Source organism: Stenotrophomonas sp. STEN018, assembly GCF_056760235.1.
The window spans coordinates 1-16,024 of record NZ_JBRREK010000071.1; the positions used below are offsets into that span (position 1 = coordinate 1).

Genomic DNA, 16,024 nt, shown 5'->3' on the forward strand with positions numbered 1-16,024 from the left:
CGGCTCGTCTGTCGGCTGGTATCCGCAGATATCATGTTGACGGTCCCTCCACCCTGGCTCCTACATACCTCGTAGGAGCCGGGAGGAACATACAAGCCATGCTCGGCTGGGGCATTACCGACGATCTGTCCGTTTATGCATGAAGCCTCTGCCGAGCATGGCTCGGCACTACCGTTCACGCCAAAAAAAGGCCCACCAGCTTGCGCTGATGGACCCGTTCGACTGTCATCGACGCGCAGGGGAGAGAACCGCGTCGACAGGAATCAGCCGGACACTTTGATCAGGCAAACACCTTGAAGCGTGCTTCGTCTTCCATGAAGGTCTTTTCGCCGAACGGAGCTTCATTCGAGCCGAACGGCATCTGTGCACGCAGCTGCCAGTTGCCGTGCACACCCCAGTGCTTGCGCACCAGTTCGTCCACCAGCGGGTTGTAATGCTGCAGGCTGGCACCGACGCCTGCGTCAGCCAGCGCGGTCCACACTGCGAACTGGGCCATGCCGTTGGACTGTTCGGCCCATACCGGGAAGTTGTCGGCATACAGGGCGAACTGCTCCTGCAGACCCTTCACCACGTCGGTATCGACGAAGTACAGCACCGTGCCGGCACCTGCGGCGAAGCTGTTGAGCTTGGCTTCGGTGGCGGCAAAGCCATCGGCCGGCACGATCTTGCGCAGTTCTTCCTTGGTCAGCTCCCAGAACTTCTGGCTGTGGTCACCGAACAGGATCAGCGCGCGCGAGGACTGCGCGTTGAAGGCCGACGGCGCTTCGCGCATGGCCTGCTTGATCAGCTGGGTGGTGTCGTCCTGGCTGATCGGCAGCTGCTTGCCGAGGGCGTACTGGGAACGGCGCTTCTTGTACAGGGAGATGACTTGGCTGTTCATGATCGTTTCCTTCAGGGGAAAGCAGGCCGACAACACCGCCGGTCTTTGCTTGATGGTCGCCATTGTATTTGCCATCAAAATTAGAACAATTACTTAAATTCCAATAATTCGTTTCATTTTTAGAACAAATACGGATTTCGCTTTTCCGCCCGCAGGAAGCTCCCCTCCAAGCTCTCACCAAAGCCTGATTCCAAATCAGCGAATTCTCAGAACCAATGGCTATCAGCGGCCGATGACTGCAAACCCGCGCCACGCCGACATTGCCTGCGGCACCGCAATGCTGGGTTCCGTTATGCATGCGCCGCGGTAACACCGGCTGGCGATACTGAGCGGATCACTGCACGACGCTGTTTTTATGACCCTCAACGACTTCCCTTATCTGCATGGCTTCTCCGCGAATGAGCAGGAGCGGCTGCGCAAGCAGGCACGCCTGCTTGAACCGGCGATCTTCCACGACATCGATTTCCGCAATTCGCGCCACATCCTCGAAGTCGGCAGCGGCGTCGGTGCGCAGACCGAAATCCTGCTGCGCCGCTTCCCCGAGCTGCGGGTCACCGGCATCGACCTCAACGAGCGCCAGCTCGCTGCCGCCAATGCGCATCTGGCGCAGATGCCGTGGCTGCAGGAGCGCGTCGAGTTCCAGCGCGCCAATGCCACCGATCTGCCGTTCGAACCGCGCAGCTTCGATGGCGCCTTCCTGTGCTGGGTGCTGGAGCATGTGCCCTCACCTGCACGCGCACTGGCCGAAGTACGGCGGGTGCTGAGCCCGGGCTCGCCGGTGTTCGTCACCGAGGTGATGAATGCCTCGTTCCTGCTCGATCCGTACTCGCCCAACCTGTGGCGCTACTGGATGGCGTTCAACGATTTCCAGATCGACAGCGGCGGCGACCCGTTCGTCGGTGCCAAGCTCGGCAACCTGCTGCTGGCAGGCGGTTTCCGCGATGTGCAGACACAGACCAAGACCGTGCACCTGGACAACCGCGAGCCGGCGCGGCGCAAGGTGATGTTCGCGTTGTGGGAAGAGTTGCTGTTGTCGGCCGCCGAGCAGTTGCTCGAAGCCGGCAAGGTTGATCAGGCCACGGTGGACGGCATGCGCGCCGAGTTCACCCAGGTGCAGAACGACCCCAACGCGGTGTTTTTCTATTCCTTCGTGCAGGCCCGCGCCACCGTCTACTGAGTTGTGGCGGCGCCGGTTGCCACCGGCGTCCGCCAGATACGCTGCCACATCTGCGCCAAGCGCTGCTTCAATATGTCGCGATTGCCTGCCTGCCGATACGCGGGCTGCACCTGCCGTGGCGGCATCGCCTGCCACTGGCCATCGCGTTCGCTGGCAACGGCGAAGTTGAAGTTGTAGTCCGGCTCCAACCCCATACGCAGATCGCTGAGCACCAGCTCGTCATCCACCACCTGCGCGCGCATGAAGCCGTGGTTGAACCAGTTCAGTCGCTGCACAGCAGGCACATCGGCCGCCTGCCGCAGTGCCTGCACATTCGACGGATAGCCTTCGAACTGCATCGGCCCGTGATCGGCCCACAGCGAGCGATCACCGACCACATAGCCCTGCGGCGTCATCGCCACCACCCGCCACAGCAAGGTGTTGAACGGCATCGGCACCGAGAAACGCGGCGCGTCGGCCAAACCCATATGCGCCAGTGACTGCGCGGCCACCCGCTCCACCTGCGCCTTGGCGATCAACGACCAGCCCAGATAGCCGGTACTCAACACCAATCCCGCGACCAGCGCGCGTTGCGCCAATGGCCGTGCACGTGCGAACCAGGCAATGCCGCAGGCGATCAACAACCAGATCGTATACAGCGGGTCGATGATGAAGACGCTCGACCACATCGTCGGTGGCGGCGTCAGCGGCCACCACAGCTGCGTCCCGTAAACGGTGAAGGCATCCAGCAGCGGATGCGTCACCAGCGCCAGCACCATCGCCCACCACCAGCGCACTGGCGCCTGGGCAACCCGGCCATGACCGAAGCGCTTGTACAACCACCAGATCAAGGTGCCGAGCAAAGGCAGCACGAACAGCGAGTGGCTGAAGCTGCGGTGCACCGTCATCAGGCTCACCGGGTTGTCGGTAAAGGCCATGATCGCCAAGCCGTCCAGATCCGGCAGCGTTGCCAATGCGGCACCGGCAAGCAAGGCGGCGCGCCGATGCGCGGCGGGGGTGATGGCGGCAGCGATGGCGCCACCGAGAACGATCTGGCTGAGGGAATCCATGCGCCGATGCTAGCAGCCAACGCTGCGCTCAGCGCTGGCGCCGGCCATGCAGTCGCCACAGCATCAGGCCGCCGTACAGCAGCGCCAGCAACAGCAGGTTGAGCAGCTCGCCACCGATCTCAGGCAGGCGCGCACCCAACTGCTGGGTGCGGACGATGGCGTTGATGCCGGCGGTGGTCGGCAGCAACTTGGCCAGCGCCACCAGCGCTGGCGGCGAGGCGATCGCCGGCCAGGACAGGTTGGACAGGAAGAACAGCGGGATCGACACCGCGGTGACGTATTGGAAGGCCCGCTCGCGGGTATCAAAGAAGCTGGCGATGAACATCCCGAACGGCACCGTTGCCAGCGCGAACAGCAGCACCGCCAACAACATCCCGGGAATGTTGCCGCCACGCGGGTAGTCCTGCGCCCAGGCGGTAAAGCCGACGTAGTACAGCAGCCCACACACCGCCACCACAGTGAACGCAAGAGCCATGCCCGACAAGGTCGGCAGGTCGAACTGCAATCGCCGGCCCAGCTGCGCGCGGCGGCTGCCCAGCAGTACACCGATACCGAGCAGCAGGGTCTGGTGCACGATCAGTTCCGATACACCGGGCACCACACTGCTGCCATAGCCTTCGCGGGTGTTGTACAGCGGGCGCTGCACCAGTTGCAGCGGCGCTGCCTGCGGTGCGCCCATGAAGGCAGCCTGGCGCAGCGCCTGTTGGCGACCAAAGCCGGTGATGCCCTCGGCCAGGCCGTTGAGGATGGCACTGGCCCGGCTCAGGTAGGCGCCGTTGCCCAGCAACACCAGTTGCCCGCTGCCGCCGCGCAGGATGTCGCGTTCCAGCCGCTGCGGGATCAGCACGATGCCATCCACTTCTCCGTTCAACAGTTGCTGCTTGGCCTGGGCCAGGTCCGACGGCTGACTGATCACCCGCACCGCGAGCAGTGCATCCACATGCCGGATCAGCTCGCGACTGGTTGCGCTGTGGTCGGCATCCACCACCGCGATCGGCAGATCACTGGCAACCTGATGGCGATACGCCGCCGGGTAGAAGAACGAGTACAACAGCACCGCGCCTATCATCACCGCGCGCGCCGCCGGGTCGGCGAACATCGCCTGCAGGGTGATGCGGAAGCTGGTCACGAAGCCGCTCATGCGCGCGCCTGCTGGCGGGCCGCACGCAACAGCAGGCCTGCACCCAAGCCGCCGGCCACCAGAGTCATCAATAGCAATACCGTCAGTGGCCGCAACGATACCTGCCACGGCGCGCCCATGAACAACTGCTGCATCTGCACCTGCACGTAGGCGGTGAGCGGCAGCAACAGGTTCCAGATGCGGGTGAACAACGGTGCCTCGATCACCGGAAAGGTGGCGCCGGAAAACGCCAACGCGGTACCAATCGTCAGGCCCACCGCCGACAACCCGGTGCACATGTCGCGGGTCAGCGCGATGAACAGCAGCGCAAAACTGCAGCAAGCCAGGTAGAACAGCGGCTGCGCCAACAGCATCAGCCACAGGCTGCCGGCCATGCCATCACCGCGCACATAGGCGAGATAGATCACCCCCGCAGCGCCATACAGCGAGAACAAGGCGACATACGGAGACAGCTTGCCGGCCATCGTTGCCCACGGCCGCTGCTGCAACCAGCTGCCAAGCAGACCATCGCGCTGCTCGCGACCAAACGCGGCACCGGCTGCAAGCGCAGCCAACAAGGACAGCATGGCCGGGAAGATCAGCGGCAGCAGGAACAATTCATAGCTGCGCGCCGGGTTGTACAGCACCGTTGCCTGCACCGTCACCGGCGGCCCACGCAATTTTGCCGGGCCAACTTGAAGCGCGATCTGCTCCTTGAGCATGCGCGCGTTATAGGCACTCACCGCATCGCCGATATCGCGCCAGGCCGATTGCCCGGTCGCCATGTAGGTGGCGTTGTAGAAGGCGTAGACCGGCACCGTTTCGCCACGCAGCGCGCGCCGGCTCAGGTCGCGTGGTATCAGCACGATCGCAAACACCTCCAACGCACGCAGCTGTGCCTGGGCCTGCTGCAGTGAGGCCGGCTGGCTTGCCACCTGCACGCCGGGGCTGTCGTCGATGGCACGCGCCAGGCCACGGCTGGTCGGGCTGTGGTCCAGGTCGACCAAGGCGATCGGCACCTGCCGCAGCACCGAGCCGGAGAACAACCACATCATCAGCGCCATCAACAGCAGTGGCAGCACCGTCACCAGCGCCAGCTCCCAGCGGTCGCTGCGCCAGTGCTGCAACTCGCGGCGCAGCGAGGCGGCGAAGGCCTTGCCCGGTGTCAGTCCTGCGGCCATGCAAACAGCACACTCATGCCCGGCCGGAATCCTTCGATCGGCTGCTGCGGCCGCGCCCGCACTTCGAAACTGCGCACGTCATAGCCGGACGACTGACGGGTGCTGCGCCAGGTGGCGTAGTCACCGGCCGGATTGATGAAGTAGACCTCGAACGTCGCACTGCGGCCCTGCAGCGCCGGGATGGTGCCCTGCAGACGGGCTCCGGGCTTGAGCCCGTTCATCTGGTCCTCGCGCAGGTTCAGCGCCACCCACATGTGGTCGATGTCGACCAGGGTGAAAACCGGATAGCCAGCCGGCACCAGTTCGCCGATATCGGCCATGCGTTTGCCAACCTCGCCGGCCAGCGGCGCGCGCCCCTGGGTTTCCTGCCGGGCCGCATCGACCTCGGCCTTGGCACCCTCGGCTTGGCGCACCTGCGCCAGTGCCGCGTCCTTGTCCTGCACCCGTGCACCGGCAAGGGCAAGGTCGTACTGCGCGCGCGCCGCGCGGGTCAGCTCGTTGGCACTACGCGCCTGTGCCTGCGCTTCGTCGCGCTTCTGCCGGCTTACCACGCCTTCGGCATAAAGATTATCGAGCCGACGGAAGGTGCTGGTCGCCAGCTCCGCGCCGGCCTGCGCGCGCTTCCAGTTGGCTTCGGCAGCACGGATGTCCTCGCTGCGTGCGCCCTCCTCGGCCTTGGACGCCATCGCCGTGGCAGCAGCGACCACCGCGTCGGCCTGGCGTTCCTTGGCGGCGACCTCGGGGCTGTCGAGATCGAACAGCACCTGCCCGGCCTTGACCCGGTCGCCCTCACGCACATGCAACTGATGCAGGCGCGCGGTGACCTTGGCGGCGACGTTGACGTTGTCGGCATCGGCCATGCCCTGCACCTGGTCCGGCGGACTGCGCAGACCCAGCCACAGGCCGATCGTCACCAGCACCAGCAGCACCACGCCGGCAATCAGAAACACGCGGCGTTGCCGCGGATTGGTTTCCACCTGCAGCGAATCGCTCATTCCAGCACCTTGTCCGCGCGTTGGCGGTAGTCGTCAAAACGTTGCAGCTGACCGCTCACTTCCAGCAGCTGCGCCAGCGCCACGTCGAATTGATAGGCGGCCTGTGCACGCTCCACCTGTGCCCCACCCAAGCCAAGCCGTGCGTCGATCACATCCAGCGAGGTGGATTGGCCTTCGCGGAACGACAGCTCCTGCAGGCGCAGGTTTTCCTGAGCCTGGGCGATGCTGCTGTCCAGCAGCTGGAACTGCACGCGGGCGGTCTCCAATTCGTTCCAGGCCTTGCCGACGCCGAGCTGCAGCTGGTTCTCCACTTCGCTCAGGCCCGACTGCGCCTGCTCCAACTGCGCACGCGCAGCGCTGACCTGCAGCGGCCGCGCCGTCGGCGACAGGAAGGTGTAGCGCAGGCCGATGCCGAATGCCCAGTCGGCGTCTGTCAGCAGCGCATCGCGACGACGCAGGTCGTACTGACCGAACAGATAGATCTGCGGTTTGAGTTTGGCCTGCTGCGCACGCACACCCTGCTCGGCCTGCGCGGTAAGCGCACGCAGCCGACCAACCTGCGGATGCCGCTGCTGGGCACTACGCTCGAACTCCTCGCGCGCACCGACCGGCCCATTGATCACGAACAGCGGCGACGTAGTCGCTACCGTGCCACCGCTGCGCAGCAAGGTGGCCAAGGCCTGTTGCAGGGTGGACAGATCGTTGACTGCCTTCTGGTACTCACGCTCGGCCTTGTCGCGGGCGACATTGGCCTGCAAGCGCTGTGCTTTGGTAGCGAAGCCCTCGCGCTCGAGTTTCTGTGCATCTTCGAGATGCCGCTGCAGGCCATCGCGCACATCACGGCGCACCTGCAGCGCCTGCTCGGCCAACTGCTGGCCGAAGTAGGCCTGCACCAGTTGCAGCGAAAGCGACTGTCGCTGCAGTTCACGATCGGCCTGGGCCAGATCGCTGGCGGCCTGTGCGGCGCCTTGCGCGGCCGGGATCAAGCCACCGCTGTACAAGGGCACGCTGGCAGTAACAATTGGACGGGTGCGCCAGTCACGCTCGCCGAATTCCAGCGGCGACTCGATGCCGAAGGCTTCAGCGACCGGCGCCAGTGAACCCAGCGGCAGGTTCAAGGTCTTCTGGAACTGCATGCGGCGCACGTCGGCAGTGATTTCCGGCAGCCGCAGGTAGCGGCTGGCATCCTGCAGATCCAGCTTGTTGCGCACGCCTGCATCGGCGGCAGCCAGCGCATCGGAGACCTGCTCCAAGCGCTGCCGTGCCTGCTCATAACTCAGCGCAGGCACAACTTCGGCGGCCGTTGCCGGCTGCGCCAGCAGCATCCACAGCACACACAACCCTATCGCGACCGATGCTGGTTGCTTGCCTGCCACCCCGATACTCCCTGCTCGTTGGCTGGCCCCAGCATAGCCGCCCACCGAGTGAGGAAGAAGTCAGCCGGGTAATCAGGCCGCCTGCGCCAGTCTCACGGCACCCGGCAGGCAGGCCAGGCTGCGGCCGGAATGATCGAGCAGGCGCAAGCTGCCATCCGGGTCCTCGGCCAGCGCGGTAAGGCTTTCCACCCAGTCGCCGTCATTGGCGTAGATCAGACCATCGCGTTCGACCAGCGCGGCGCGGTGGATATGGCCGCAGATGATGCCGTCCAGACCGCGCCTGCGTACGTCGGCCAGTCCGGCCTGCACGAAGCGTTCGATATAGCGCTCGGCCGCCCCACTCTGCCGCTTGAGGAATTCCGACAGCGACCAGTAGCGCAGCCCAAGCCGACGACGCGCGGCATTGAGCAGACGGTTACCGGTGAGGATGCGGTAATACAGCCAGTCACCGAAGCGTTCCTGCAGGCCACCAAAGTGAGTGGCACCGTCGTAGTCATCGCCATGCACCACCAGCAGGCGGCGGCCATCGACGGTGGTGTGGATGGCGCGACGACGCACCTGCATGGCAGGAAGCATCAGGCCGCAGGTGCGGCGCAGTGGTGCATCGTGATTGCCGGGGATGTAGATGATCTCGGTGCCGGCGCGACGCAGCGCATGCAGCGCTTCGATCACCTCATTATGCGCCTGCTGCCAGGTCGCTCGCTTATGGGAAAGCCACCACAGATCGACGATGTCGCCGACCAGGTACAGGCGTTCACAGCGCAGGCTGCCGAGGAAGCGCGCCAACTCGGCAGCGTGGCAATGGCGAGCGCCCAGATGCGTGTCGGAGATGAACACTGCGCGCCGATGCGGCGGCAGCACCGGCACCGTGCTCATGCCAGCGCTCCGGCATCGCGCAGATAGCGTTTGCGCTTGTGCGGTCGGATCGCCTGCAGATCCACTTCGATCAGGCCGTCGATGGAATCGCTGAAATCCGGATCGACACCGAACGCAAGGAAACGCGCACCACCCGGCTCGCACAGATCGGTGTACTGCCGATACAGCGTAGGCACGCTGGTACCGAGCGTTGCCAGATTGGCCTTGAGCACGTCGAATGCAGCCTGCGTGTCCAGCTCACCGAAGCTTGGCGGCGCAGCGAAGTATTGAAATGGTCGGTTCGACTCAGCCAGGCTGCGGCAAGCGCCGTAGTACTGCTGGTAATAGGCCACCAGCTGCTCGCGCGCCCCGCGCGGCAGCGCGGCGCTGATCGACACCGCACCAAACAGGTAGCGCACCCCCGGCTGGCTGGCGAGGTAGGCGCCGATGCCCTGCCATAGATAGTCCAGGCTGCGACTGCCCCAGTACTCGGGCACCACGAAGCTGCGGCCCAGCTCCATGCCCTCGGCGATACGCGGGATGCCATCGTCCGAGTAACGGAACAGGCTGGCGGTATACAGGCCCTGCAGACCACTACGCGCCAAGGCCGGTGCACCGCGCATCACCCGGTAGGCACCGGCGATGCGCTGGGCCGGCGCATCCCAGACCACGATGTGCTGATAGAGCGGGTCGAAATCGTCAAGGTCGCGGCTGCGGCCGGTGCCCTCGCCCACTTCGCGGAAGGTCAGCTCACGCAGACGGCCCAGCTCCAGCAGCAAGGGCGAGTTGGCCGCGCACTGGGCCAGACGGATCTGCTTGCCGTCGCTGGTCTGGCCCAGCAGTTCCGTCGCCCCGATGGCGGCGGCGACCTGGGCGGCAGCAACCGGTTCGGCCAAAGGCTGCGGGCTGCTCTCCTGCAACTCGGCGCCCTGCTGCTCCTTGCCCAGCGCATACAGCGCATCACGCACCGCCTGCAGCTGCCGTACCGGATCCTGTTGCGCATCCAGCCGCATCAGCTGGCCGATCTGCAGGCGCAGTGGGCGCTTGCGGCGGGCGAACATCTCCCGCGCCAGCAAGGCGGTGCCGGCCGGCTTGAACAGCGCCGAGGCGCCGTAGAACAAGGCCGAGTTGCGCGCCTGCACCCGTACCGGCAGCACCGGCGCGTCGCAGGCGCGGGCGAACCGGACGAAGCCACGGTTCCAGCGGCCGTCGCGGATACCCTGCAGCGACAACCGCGAGACCTCACCGGCCGGGAATACGATCACGCACTGCTCGGCCTGCAGCGCCTGCTCCACCGCCTGCAGGCTGGCCCGCTGCGCGCTGCCACCGAGGATGCGCACCGGTAGCAGCAGCTCGCGCAGCGGTTCCAGCTCCAGCAGCATGTCGTTGGCGATGATCCGCACGTCGCTGCGCACCCGCCCCACCGCATCCAGCAGCGCCAGTGCGTCCAGCGCTCCGGACGGGTGATTGGCGACGATCAGCAGCCGCCCACTGGCCGGAATCCGCGCCAGCGCCGCCGCGTCCACCGCGTAACCGGCGTCGAGGAAGCCCAGCGCGGCGCTGACGAAGGCGAAGCCCTGCAGGCCTGCGCTACGCCGCAGGAAGGCGTCCAACTGATCAAAACGTGACCAGCGTCCCACTGTACGCAATAGCGGCTTTGCCAAGTGTCGGCGCGGGCCGTTGAACCAATCCGGATAGCGTTGCTGCAGGCGATGCGCGATCTGTTGCATGGCAGATTCTCCCTGACGGCCCATTGGCCGGGAGCCTGCGCCTGCTACAAGGCAGGCTGATTGCGGTTTTGCGGCAATCCGGTGACCCCGCCTTAACCGGATGGCAACAGCGGTAACGGCACTATTCCGTCACCCGGCCAACCGTGTATCATCCGCGACCATCTTTCCATCCGAATCAAGGGATATATAGCCCGATGTCCAGCTACCTGTTCACCTCCGAATCGGTCTCCGAAGGCCATCCGGACAAGATTGCCGACCAGATCTCCGATGCGGTGCTGGACGCGATCCTGACCCAGGACAAACGCGCCCGCGTGGCCTGCGAAACCCTGGTCAAGACCGGTGCGGCAATTGTCGCCGGCGAAGTGACCACCTCGGCGTGGGTCGATATCGAAGAACTGACCCGCAACGTCATCAACGAGATCGGCTACAACAACTCCGATGTCGGCTTCGACGGCCACACCTGCGCCATCATCAACATGCTGGGCAAGCAGTCGCCCGACATTGCTGCCGGCGTTGACGGCACCAACAAGAAGGCCAAGAAGCCGGAAGAGCAAGGCGCTGGTGACCAGGGCCTGATGTTCGGCTATGCCTGCAATGAAGCCCCGGAATTCATGCCGGCGCCGATCTACTACTCGCACCGTCTGGTCGAGCAGCAGGCCAAGGTCCGCAAGAAGAAGAACTCGCCGTTGCCGTGGCTGCGCCCGGACGCCAAGAGCCAGGTGACCCTGCGTTACGGCCAGGACGGCAAGATCGAAGGTCTTGACGCGGTTGTACTGTCGACCCAGCACGATCCGGGCGTGAAGCAGAAGGATCTGGTCGAGGCCGTGCGCGAGCACATCCTCAAGCCGGTGCTGCCGAAGGCATGGCTGGACAAACTGCCGAAGAACAAGGTGCACATCAACCCGACCGGCATCTTCGTGATCGGCGGCCCGGTGGGCGATTGCGGCCTGACCGGTCGCAAGATCATCGTCGACACCTACGGCGGCATGGCCCGTCACGGTGGCGGTGCGTTCTCCGGCAAGGACCCGTCCAAGGTTGACCGTTCGGCCGCTTACGCTGCCCGTTACGTCGCCAAGAACGTTGTTGCTGCTGGCCTGGCTGACAAGTGCGAAGTGCAGGTCTCCTACGCCATCGGCGTAGCCCAGCCGACCTCGATCTCGGTCACCACCTTCGGCACCGGCAAGATTTCGGACGCACAGATCGAGAAGCTGATCCGCGCCCACTTCGACCTGCGCCCGTACGGCATCATCAAGATGCTGGACCTGATCCACCCGATGTACCAGCAGACCGCTGCTTACGGCCACTTCGGTCGCAAGCCGAAGGAATTCTCGTACGTCGACGGCGACGGCAAGACCCAGAACGCGACTGCGTTCTCCTGGGAGAACACCGACCGTGCCGAAGCCCTGCGCAAGGCTGCAAAGCTGAAGTAAGTTCGGCGGCAGGTAAAAGCACCACCCGGACGGGCCGCGCAAGCGGCCCGTCTGTTTTTCGTACATCTGCGCTTGCCAAGTACCGACGCGTCCGCACACGATAAGCGCGGCACACACAGGGAAGGTCGGCATGTTTTCAGCATTTTTTGGCAATCTGTTCAAGGACAAGCCCGGCCCGGACCGGTTTGCCCGCAAGTTCATGGAAGCGGTGCGCAGCAATGGCTACCCGCATGAACTGGACTATGAGGCGGACACCTTCCGCGTCCGCCATGCCAACGGCTCCTACTTCAATCTGCACAACGCCTACCACGCCTATCTCGGTGCCCCGCGCGGGCAGCAGCGCAACGCATTGCAGTCCTTCAGCCGCTTGCTCGGCATCCACGACAACGATGCCGAGATGGGCTGGGAGCAGACCCGGCCTCTGCTGCGCCCATTGATCCGCAGCATCACCCAGCTTGAGGAGATCAACCTGCACCATGCCGAGCAGGATGGCTGGGACGCTCCCCCGATGCAGCTCCAGTACCGCCGCCTGAGCGAGGAGTGCGTCGAGCTGCTGGCAGTAGACCACCCCGACCACACCGCCACCCTCACCCGCGGCCCGGAAGATGCCTGGGGCATCGACTTCGATCAGGCCTTGAGCATCGCCCGCAGCAATCTGCGCGAAAGCCCCGATGAGCCCTTCGTAGAGGTCATGCCCGGTGTCTATCAGGCCGCATGGGGCGACGCCTATGACAGCAGCCGCGCCCTGCTACCCGACCTGCTGCACAGGGTGCCGGTCGCCGGGCTGCCGGTGTTCATGCTGGCTACCCGTGACGTATTGCTGGTCACCGGCGAAGGCGACCTGCAGGGGCAGGCGCAGATGCTGGAGTTGGCCGCCAACGCATTTGCCGATGGACGCGTCATTTCATGGGAAGTGCTGCGATATGACGACGGGCAACTGCATGCGCATGTTCTGGCCGGTGCTGGCCTGCGCGAACGCCAGCGCCAACTGCGACTGGAACTCGACACCGATGCCTACGCGATGCAGAAGCAGCTATTGGAGCGGGTGCACCAGAAGCATGATGAAGATGTTTTTGTTGCCAGTTTCATGGTCCACAGCGAAGACCGGGTTTCGCTGTGCGCCTGGACCGATGGGGTTGCCAGCTCACTTCCACGCACCGACCGTTTGGTACTGGTGATGCCAGTGGATGACGGGGAAGCCGAGACCCTGATGGTTGACTGGGAGCAGGCGCAACCCATCCTCGGTCACCTGCTGCGTGAAGATACACGGCATATCCACCCGCCCCGCTACCTCACGCTTGGTTTCCCGGATGCAGAGACACGCGCGCGACTGCAGGCGCTTTGAGCTGGTTTGCTGCGCTGAGAGTGTTTGAGCAAAGAAAGCTGCGTGCGAGGACGGATTTTTTTTTGTTGGCTTTGAGCTTTTGAACTAGCTGTGGCTGTGGCTGTGGCTGTGGCTGTTGCTTTAGCTGTGGCTGTGGCTGTTGCTGTTGCTGTTGCTTTAGCTGTGGCTGTTGCTTTAGCTGTGGCTGTTGCTTTAGCCCTTCTCCCGCCTGCGGGAGAAGGGTTGGGATGAGGGGGAGCTCTGGCTCTGGCTTTGGCTCTTGATTTAGCAAAGACAAAAACGAAAATCCAACAGCCCCCTCATCCGCCCTCCGGGCACCTTCTCCCGCACGCGGGAGAAGGGACAGCCACAACCAGAGCCCAAGCCACAGCCGAAGCCGAAGCCGAAGCCGAAGCCGGAGCCGGAGCCACAGCCACAGCCACAGCCGAAGCCGAAGCCGGAGCCGGAGCCGGAGCCGGAGCCAAAAACAATAGCCACCGCGGTTCCCAAAGCCCTCCAACAAGCCCAACACAACAGCCATGGACCCTCCTCTCTGTTCCCCATAACGACCAATGCACTACCATCGGCCCATGGGAAAGGAAGACCGTAGACCAATTGCCGCCCGTTCCACCGGCTGGGCTCGTGCCCTCAGCGCCGCGTTGGCACGCTCATCCATCACACCGAACCAAATTTCGGTACTCAGCGTCTTTTTCGCCGCAATCGCGGCGGTGGGCCTGCTGGCAGCACCCAACCTGCTCGGCCTGCTGACTTGCGCGATCTGCATCCAGCTTCGCCTGATCTGCAATCTGCTCGACGGCATGGTGGCGATGGAAGGTGGCAAGCAGACACCGACCGGTGCGCTTTACAACGAGTACCCGGACCGCATCGCCGACTCGCTGCTGATCATCGCGCTCGGCTACGCCGCGGGCATGCCTTGGCTGGGCTGGCTGGGCGCCCTGCTCGCCGCGCTCACCGCCTATGTGCGCCTGTCCGGTGCCAGCCTCGGTTTGCCTCAGGACTTCCGCGGACCGATGGCCAAACAGCACCGCATGTTCGTGCTTACCGCGGCCTGCGTGCTGGCCATCACCGAACAACTGACCACGCGCACGCACTACGTGCTGCCTGCCGCGGCCATCATCATCGTGGCCGGCTCGCTGTTGACCTGCATCACCCGCACCCGCGCCATCGCCGCGCAACTCAAGGCAGGCACCTGATGCTTTCAAGCCTGCTGGTCGCCGCCGTCAAGGTCTTTATTGGTGCCTACCCGCGTTGGGTTGGCAGCCGCCCTACCGACACCCAGCGCATCTACTTCGCCAACCACTCCAGCCATCTGGATACAGTGGCGTTGTGGTCAGCACTGCCACCGGCGCTGCGCGAACACACCCGCCCGGTCGCCGCGCGCGACTACTGGAGCAAGGGTGTACGCAAGGTCATCGCCGACAAGGGCTTCAACGCGGTGTTGATCGAGCGCGACCGCAGCAAGTGCGAAGGCGATCCACTGCAGCCGCTGCATGACGCACTGGATGCAGGTGATTCGTTGATCCTGTTCCCGGAGGGCACCCGTAACCACGAGCCGCTGCCGCAGCCGTTCAAGGCCGGCCTGTTCCATCTGGCCCAGCACTACCCGCATGTGGAACTGGTACCGGTGTACCTGGACAACGCACGTCGCGCGCTGCCCAAGGGCAGCATGGTGCCGGTACCACTGGTGTGCACGGCGCGCTTTGGGCCTCCGTTGGCCCGCATTCCCGATGAAGACAAGGCGCAGTTTCTGGAACGCGCGCGCAACGCGGTGGTGGAGCTGGCATGAACAACGTATTCCTGCAGCTCCCGCTGGGCAGTTTCCTGCAGCAGGCCATCGATCGCGCGCCGCCCAGCTTCTGGTGGATGATTGGCGGCGTATTCGGCGTGCTGATCCTCGCCAGCTCGATCGGCTTCATTCTTGGCCGGATCAAACCCGGCTCGGTGGTCGACAACCTCAACGCGCGCATCCGTGCGTGGTGGGCGATGGCCGCCGTGCTGCTGTTCTGCTTTGTGCTCGGCAAGATCGCCACGCTGGTGTTCTTCGGCCTGCTGTCGTTCTTTGCGCTGCGTGAATTCATCTCACTGACGCCAACACGACGTGGCGACCATCTCGCTCTGTGCCTGTGCTTCTACATCGCCATCCCGCTGCAGTACTGGCTGATCGGCATCGACTGGTACGGCCTGTTTGTCATGTGTATCCCGGTGTACGGATTCCTTGCCTTGCCTGCGGTATCGGCACTATCCGGTGACACCGAGAACTTCCTGGAGCGCAACACCAAGATCCAGTGGGGGGTGATGCTCACCGTGTTCTGCCTCAGCCATGCGCCGGCACTGATGCTGCTGCGCATTCCCGGCTACGAAGGGCAGAACCTGATGCTGCTGTTCTACCTGCTGTTGGTGGTACAGCTCAGCGACGTGCTGCAGTACGTGTTCGGCAAACTGTTCGGCAAACACCTGCTTGCACCCTTGGTAAGCCCGTCCAAGACCGTTGAAGGCTTGGTCGGCGGTGGCCTGGCTGCGACAGCTGTTGGTGCCGCGCTGTACTGGATCACCCCGTTCTCACCACTGCAGTCGGCGGCGTTGTCGCTGCTGATCGTTATCTGCGGCTTCCTTGGTGGCTTGGCCTTGTCGGCGGTGAAACGCAGCCTAGGCGCCAAGGACTGGGGCGAGATGATCGAAGGCCATGGCGGCATTCTGGATCGCTTGGATTCGGTGGTATTTTCGGCACCAGTGTTCTTCCACGTGGTGCGCTACAACTTCCAATAACGCAGCAAATGTAGTGGGGGGGCCGGCGGGGGCGGCGGGGGGGCGGCGGTGGGCCGAGGGGCGGCGGGGGGCGGGCGCGGCACACCGGCCCGCCCCCCGTGGGCGGGGGGGGGGGGGGGG

The 16,024-nt window shown here is 64.4% G+C and carries 14 protein-coding genes; 6 read left to right on the forward strand and 8 right to left on the reverse strand.

The window, feature by feature from the left end; all coding sequences use genetic code 11:
• Positions 1-280: 280 nt before the first annotated feature.
• The gene (locus ACVOMB_RS18825; RefSeq protein ID WP_481532582.1) at positions 281-880 is read right to left on the reverse strand and encodes a nitroreductase family protein; all 600 of its coding nucleotides are present in this window, start codon (positions 878-880) and stop codon (positions 281-283) included.
• 355 nt (positions 881-1,235) lie between these two features.
• Between ACVOMB_RS18825 and ACVOMB_RS18830 the strand changes: the two genes are divergently transcribed.
• Complete coding sequence (locus ACVOMB_RS18830; RefSeq protein ID WP_481532583.1) at positions 1,236-2,057, forward strand: methyltransferase domain-containing protein; 822 nt, start codon at positions 1,236-1,238, stop codon at positions 2,055-2,057.
• On the opposite strand, the gene ACVOMB_RS18835 is transcribed toward ACVOMB_RS18830, so the two are convergent.
• The 7 genes from ACVOMB_RS18835 to olsF form a co-directional block, all read right to left on the reverse strand.
• Positions 2,051-3,106, reverse strand: coding sequence for a metal-dependent hydrolase (locus ACVOMB_RS18835; protein WP_481532584.1), 1,056 nt, complete (start codon positions 3,104-3,106; stop codon positions 2,051-2,053). The two genes, ACVOMB_RS18830 and ACVOMB_RS18835, sit on opposite strands and share 7 nt — an antisense overlap.
• Before the next feature lie 28 nt (positions 3,107-3,134).
• The gene (locus ACVOMB_RS18840) at positions 3,135-4,247 is read right to left on the reverse strand and encodes an ABC transporter permease (RefSeq protein WP_481532585.1); all 1,113 of its coding nucleotides are present in this window, start codon (positions 4,245-4,247) and stop codon (positions 3,135-3,137) included.
• Positions 4,244-5,407, reverse strand: coding sequence for an ABC transporter permease (locus ACVOMB_RS18845; RefSeq protein WP_481532586.1), 1,164 nt, complete (start codon positions 5,405-5,407; stop codon positions 4,244-4,246). Before ACVOMB_RS18845 ends, ACVOMB_RS18840 begins: the two co-directional genes overlap by 4 nt.
• Complete coding sequence (locus ACVOMB_RS18850; protein ID WP_481532587.1) at positions 5,392-6,402, reverse strand: HlyD family secretion protein; 1,011 nt, start codon at positions 6,400-6,402, stop codon at positions 5,392-5,394. Before ACVOMB_RS18850 ends, ACVOMB_RS18845 begins: the two co-directional genes overlap by 16 nt.
• Positions 6,399-7,784, reverse strand: coding sequence for a TolC family protein (locus tag ACVOMB_RS18855; RefSeq protein WP_481532594.1), 1,386 nt, complete (start codon positions 7,782-7,784; stop codon positions 6,399-6,401). The genes ACVOMB_RS18850 and ACVOMB_RS18855 overlap by 4 nt, the downstream gene beginning before the upstream one ends.
• Positions 7,785-7,850: 66 nt before the next feature.
• The gene (locus ACVOMB_RS18860; RefSeq protein ID WP_481532588.1) at positions 7,851-8,654 is read right to left on the reverse strand and encodes a UDP-2,3-diacylglucosamine diphosphatase; all 804 of its coding nucleotides are present in this window, start codon (positions 8,652-8,654) and stop codon (positions 7,851-7,853) included.
• Complete coding sequence (olsF, locus tag ACVOMB_RS18865) at positions 8,651-10,363, reverse strand: bifunctional ornithine lipid synthase OlsF (protein ID WP_481532589.1); 1,713 nt, start codon at positions 10,361-10,363, stop codon at positions 8,651-8,653. The genes ACVOMB_RS18860 and olsF overlap by 4 nt, the downstream gene beginning before the upstream one ends.
• 194 nt (positions 10,364-10,557) lie before the next feature.
• On the opposite strand from olsF, the gene metK reads away from it, so the two are divergent.
• From metK to ACVOMB_RS18890, 5 genes are all read left to right on the forward strand, one after another.
• A complete protein-coding gene (gene metK, locus ACVOMB_RS18870; RefSeq protein WP_481532590.1) occupies positions 10,558-11,793 on the forward strand; it encodes a methionine adenosyltransferase in 1,236 nt (411 codons plus the stop codon).
• Positions 11,794-11,923: 130 nt separating this feature from the next.
• Positions 11,924-13,138, forward strand: coding sequence for a DUF1444 domain-containing protein (locus tag ACVOMB_RS18875; protein ID WP_481532591.1), 1,215 nt, complete (start codon positions 11,924-11,926; stop codon positions 13,136-13,138).
• 569 nt (positions 13,139-13,707) lie between these two features.
• Positions 13,708-14,331, forward strand: coding sequence for a CDP-alcohol phosphatidyltransferase family protein (locus tag ACVOMB_RS18880; protein ID WP_481532592.1), 624 nt, complete (start codon positions 13,708-13,710; stop codon positions 14,329-14,331).
• Positions 14,331-14,924: a lysophospholipid acyltransferase family protein gene (locus ACVOMB_RS18885; RefSeq protein ID WP_481532593.1), complete on the forward strand. Its 594-nt coding sequence runs from the start codon at positions 14,331-14,333 to the stop codon at positions 14,922-14,924. Before ACVOMB_RS18880 ends, ACVOMB_RS18885 begins: the two co-directional genes overlap by 1 nt.
• Before the next feature lie 77 nt (positions 14,925-15,001).
• Positions 15,002-15,904 carry a phosphatidate cytidylyltransferase gene (locus ACVOMB_RS18890; RefSeq protein WP_481532595.1) on the forward strand — a complete coding sequence of 301 codons (903 nt, stop codon included), beginning with the start codon at positions 15,002-15,004 and terminating at the stop codon, positions 15,902-15,904.
• The last annotated feature ends 120 nt before the right edge of the window (positions 15,905-16,024 follow it).

Coding starts and splice junctions, on each gene's coding strand:
- ACVOMB_RS18825 (WP_481532582.1), bottom strand. CDS start 880: ATGAACAGCCAAGTCATCTCCCTGTACAAGAAGCGCCGTTCCCAGTAC.
- ACVOMB_RS18830 (WP_481532583.1), top strand. CDS start 1,236: ATGACCCTCAACGACTTCCCTTATCTGCATGGCTTCTCCGCGAATGAG.
- ACVOMB_RS18835 (WP_481532584.1), bottom strand. CDS start 3,106: ATGGATTCCCTCAGCCAGATCGTTCTCGGTGGCGCCATCGCTGCCGCC.
- ACVOMB_RS18840 (WP_481532585.1), bottom strand. CDS start 4,247: ATGAGCGGCTTCGTGACCAGCTTCCGCATCACCCTGCAGGCGATGTTC.
- ACVOMB_RS18845 (WP_481532586.1), bottom strand. CDS start 5,407: ATGGCCGCAGGACTGACACCGGGCAAGGCCTTCGCCGCCTCGCTGCGC.
- ACVOMB_RS18850 (WP_481532587.1), bottom strand. CDS start 6,402: ATGAGCGATTCGCTGCAGGTGGAAACCAATCCGCGGCAACGCCGCGTG.
- ACVOMB_RS18860 (WP_481532588.1), bottom strand. CDS start 8,654: ATGAGCACGGTGCCGGTGCTGCCGCCGCATCGGCGCGCAGTGTTCATC.
- olsF (WP_481532589.1), bottom strand. CDS start 10,363: ATGCAACAGATCGCGCATCGCCTGCAGCAACGCTATCCGGATTGGTTC.
- metK (WP_481532590.1), top strand. CDS start 10,558: ATGTCCAGCTACCTGTTCACCTCCGAATCGGTCTCCGAAGGCCATCCG.
- ACVOMB_RS18875 (WP_481532591.1), top strand. CDS start 11,924: ATGTTTTCAGCATTTTTTGGCAATCTGTTCAAGGACAAGCCCGGCCCG.
- ACVOMB_RS18880 (WP_481532592.1), top strand. CDS start 13,708: ATGGGAAAGGAAGACCGTAGACCAATTGCCGCCCGTTCCACCGGCTGG.
- ACVOMB_RS18885 (WP_481532593.1), top strand. CDS start 14,331: ATGCTTTCAAGCCTGCTGGTCGCCGCCGTCAAGGTCTTTATTGGTGCC.
- ACVOMB_RS18890 (WP_481532595.1), top strand. CDS start 15,002: ATGATTGGCGGCGTATTCGGCGTGCTGATCCTCGCCAGCTCGATCGGC.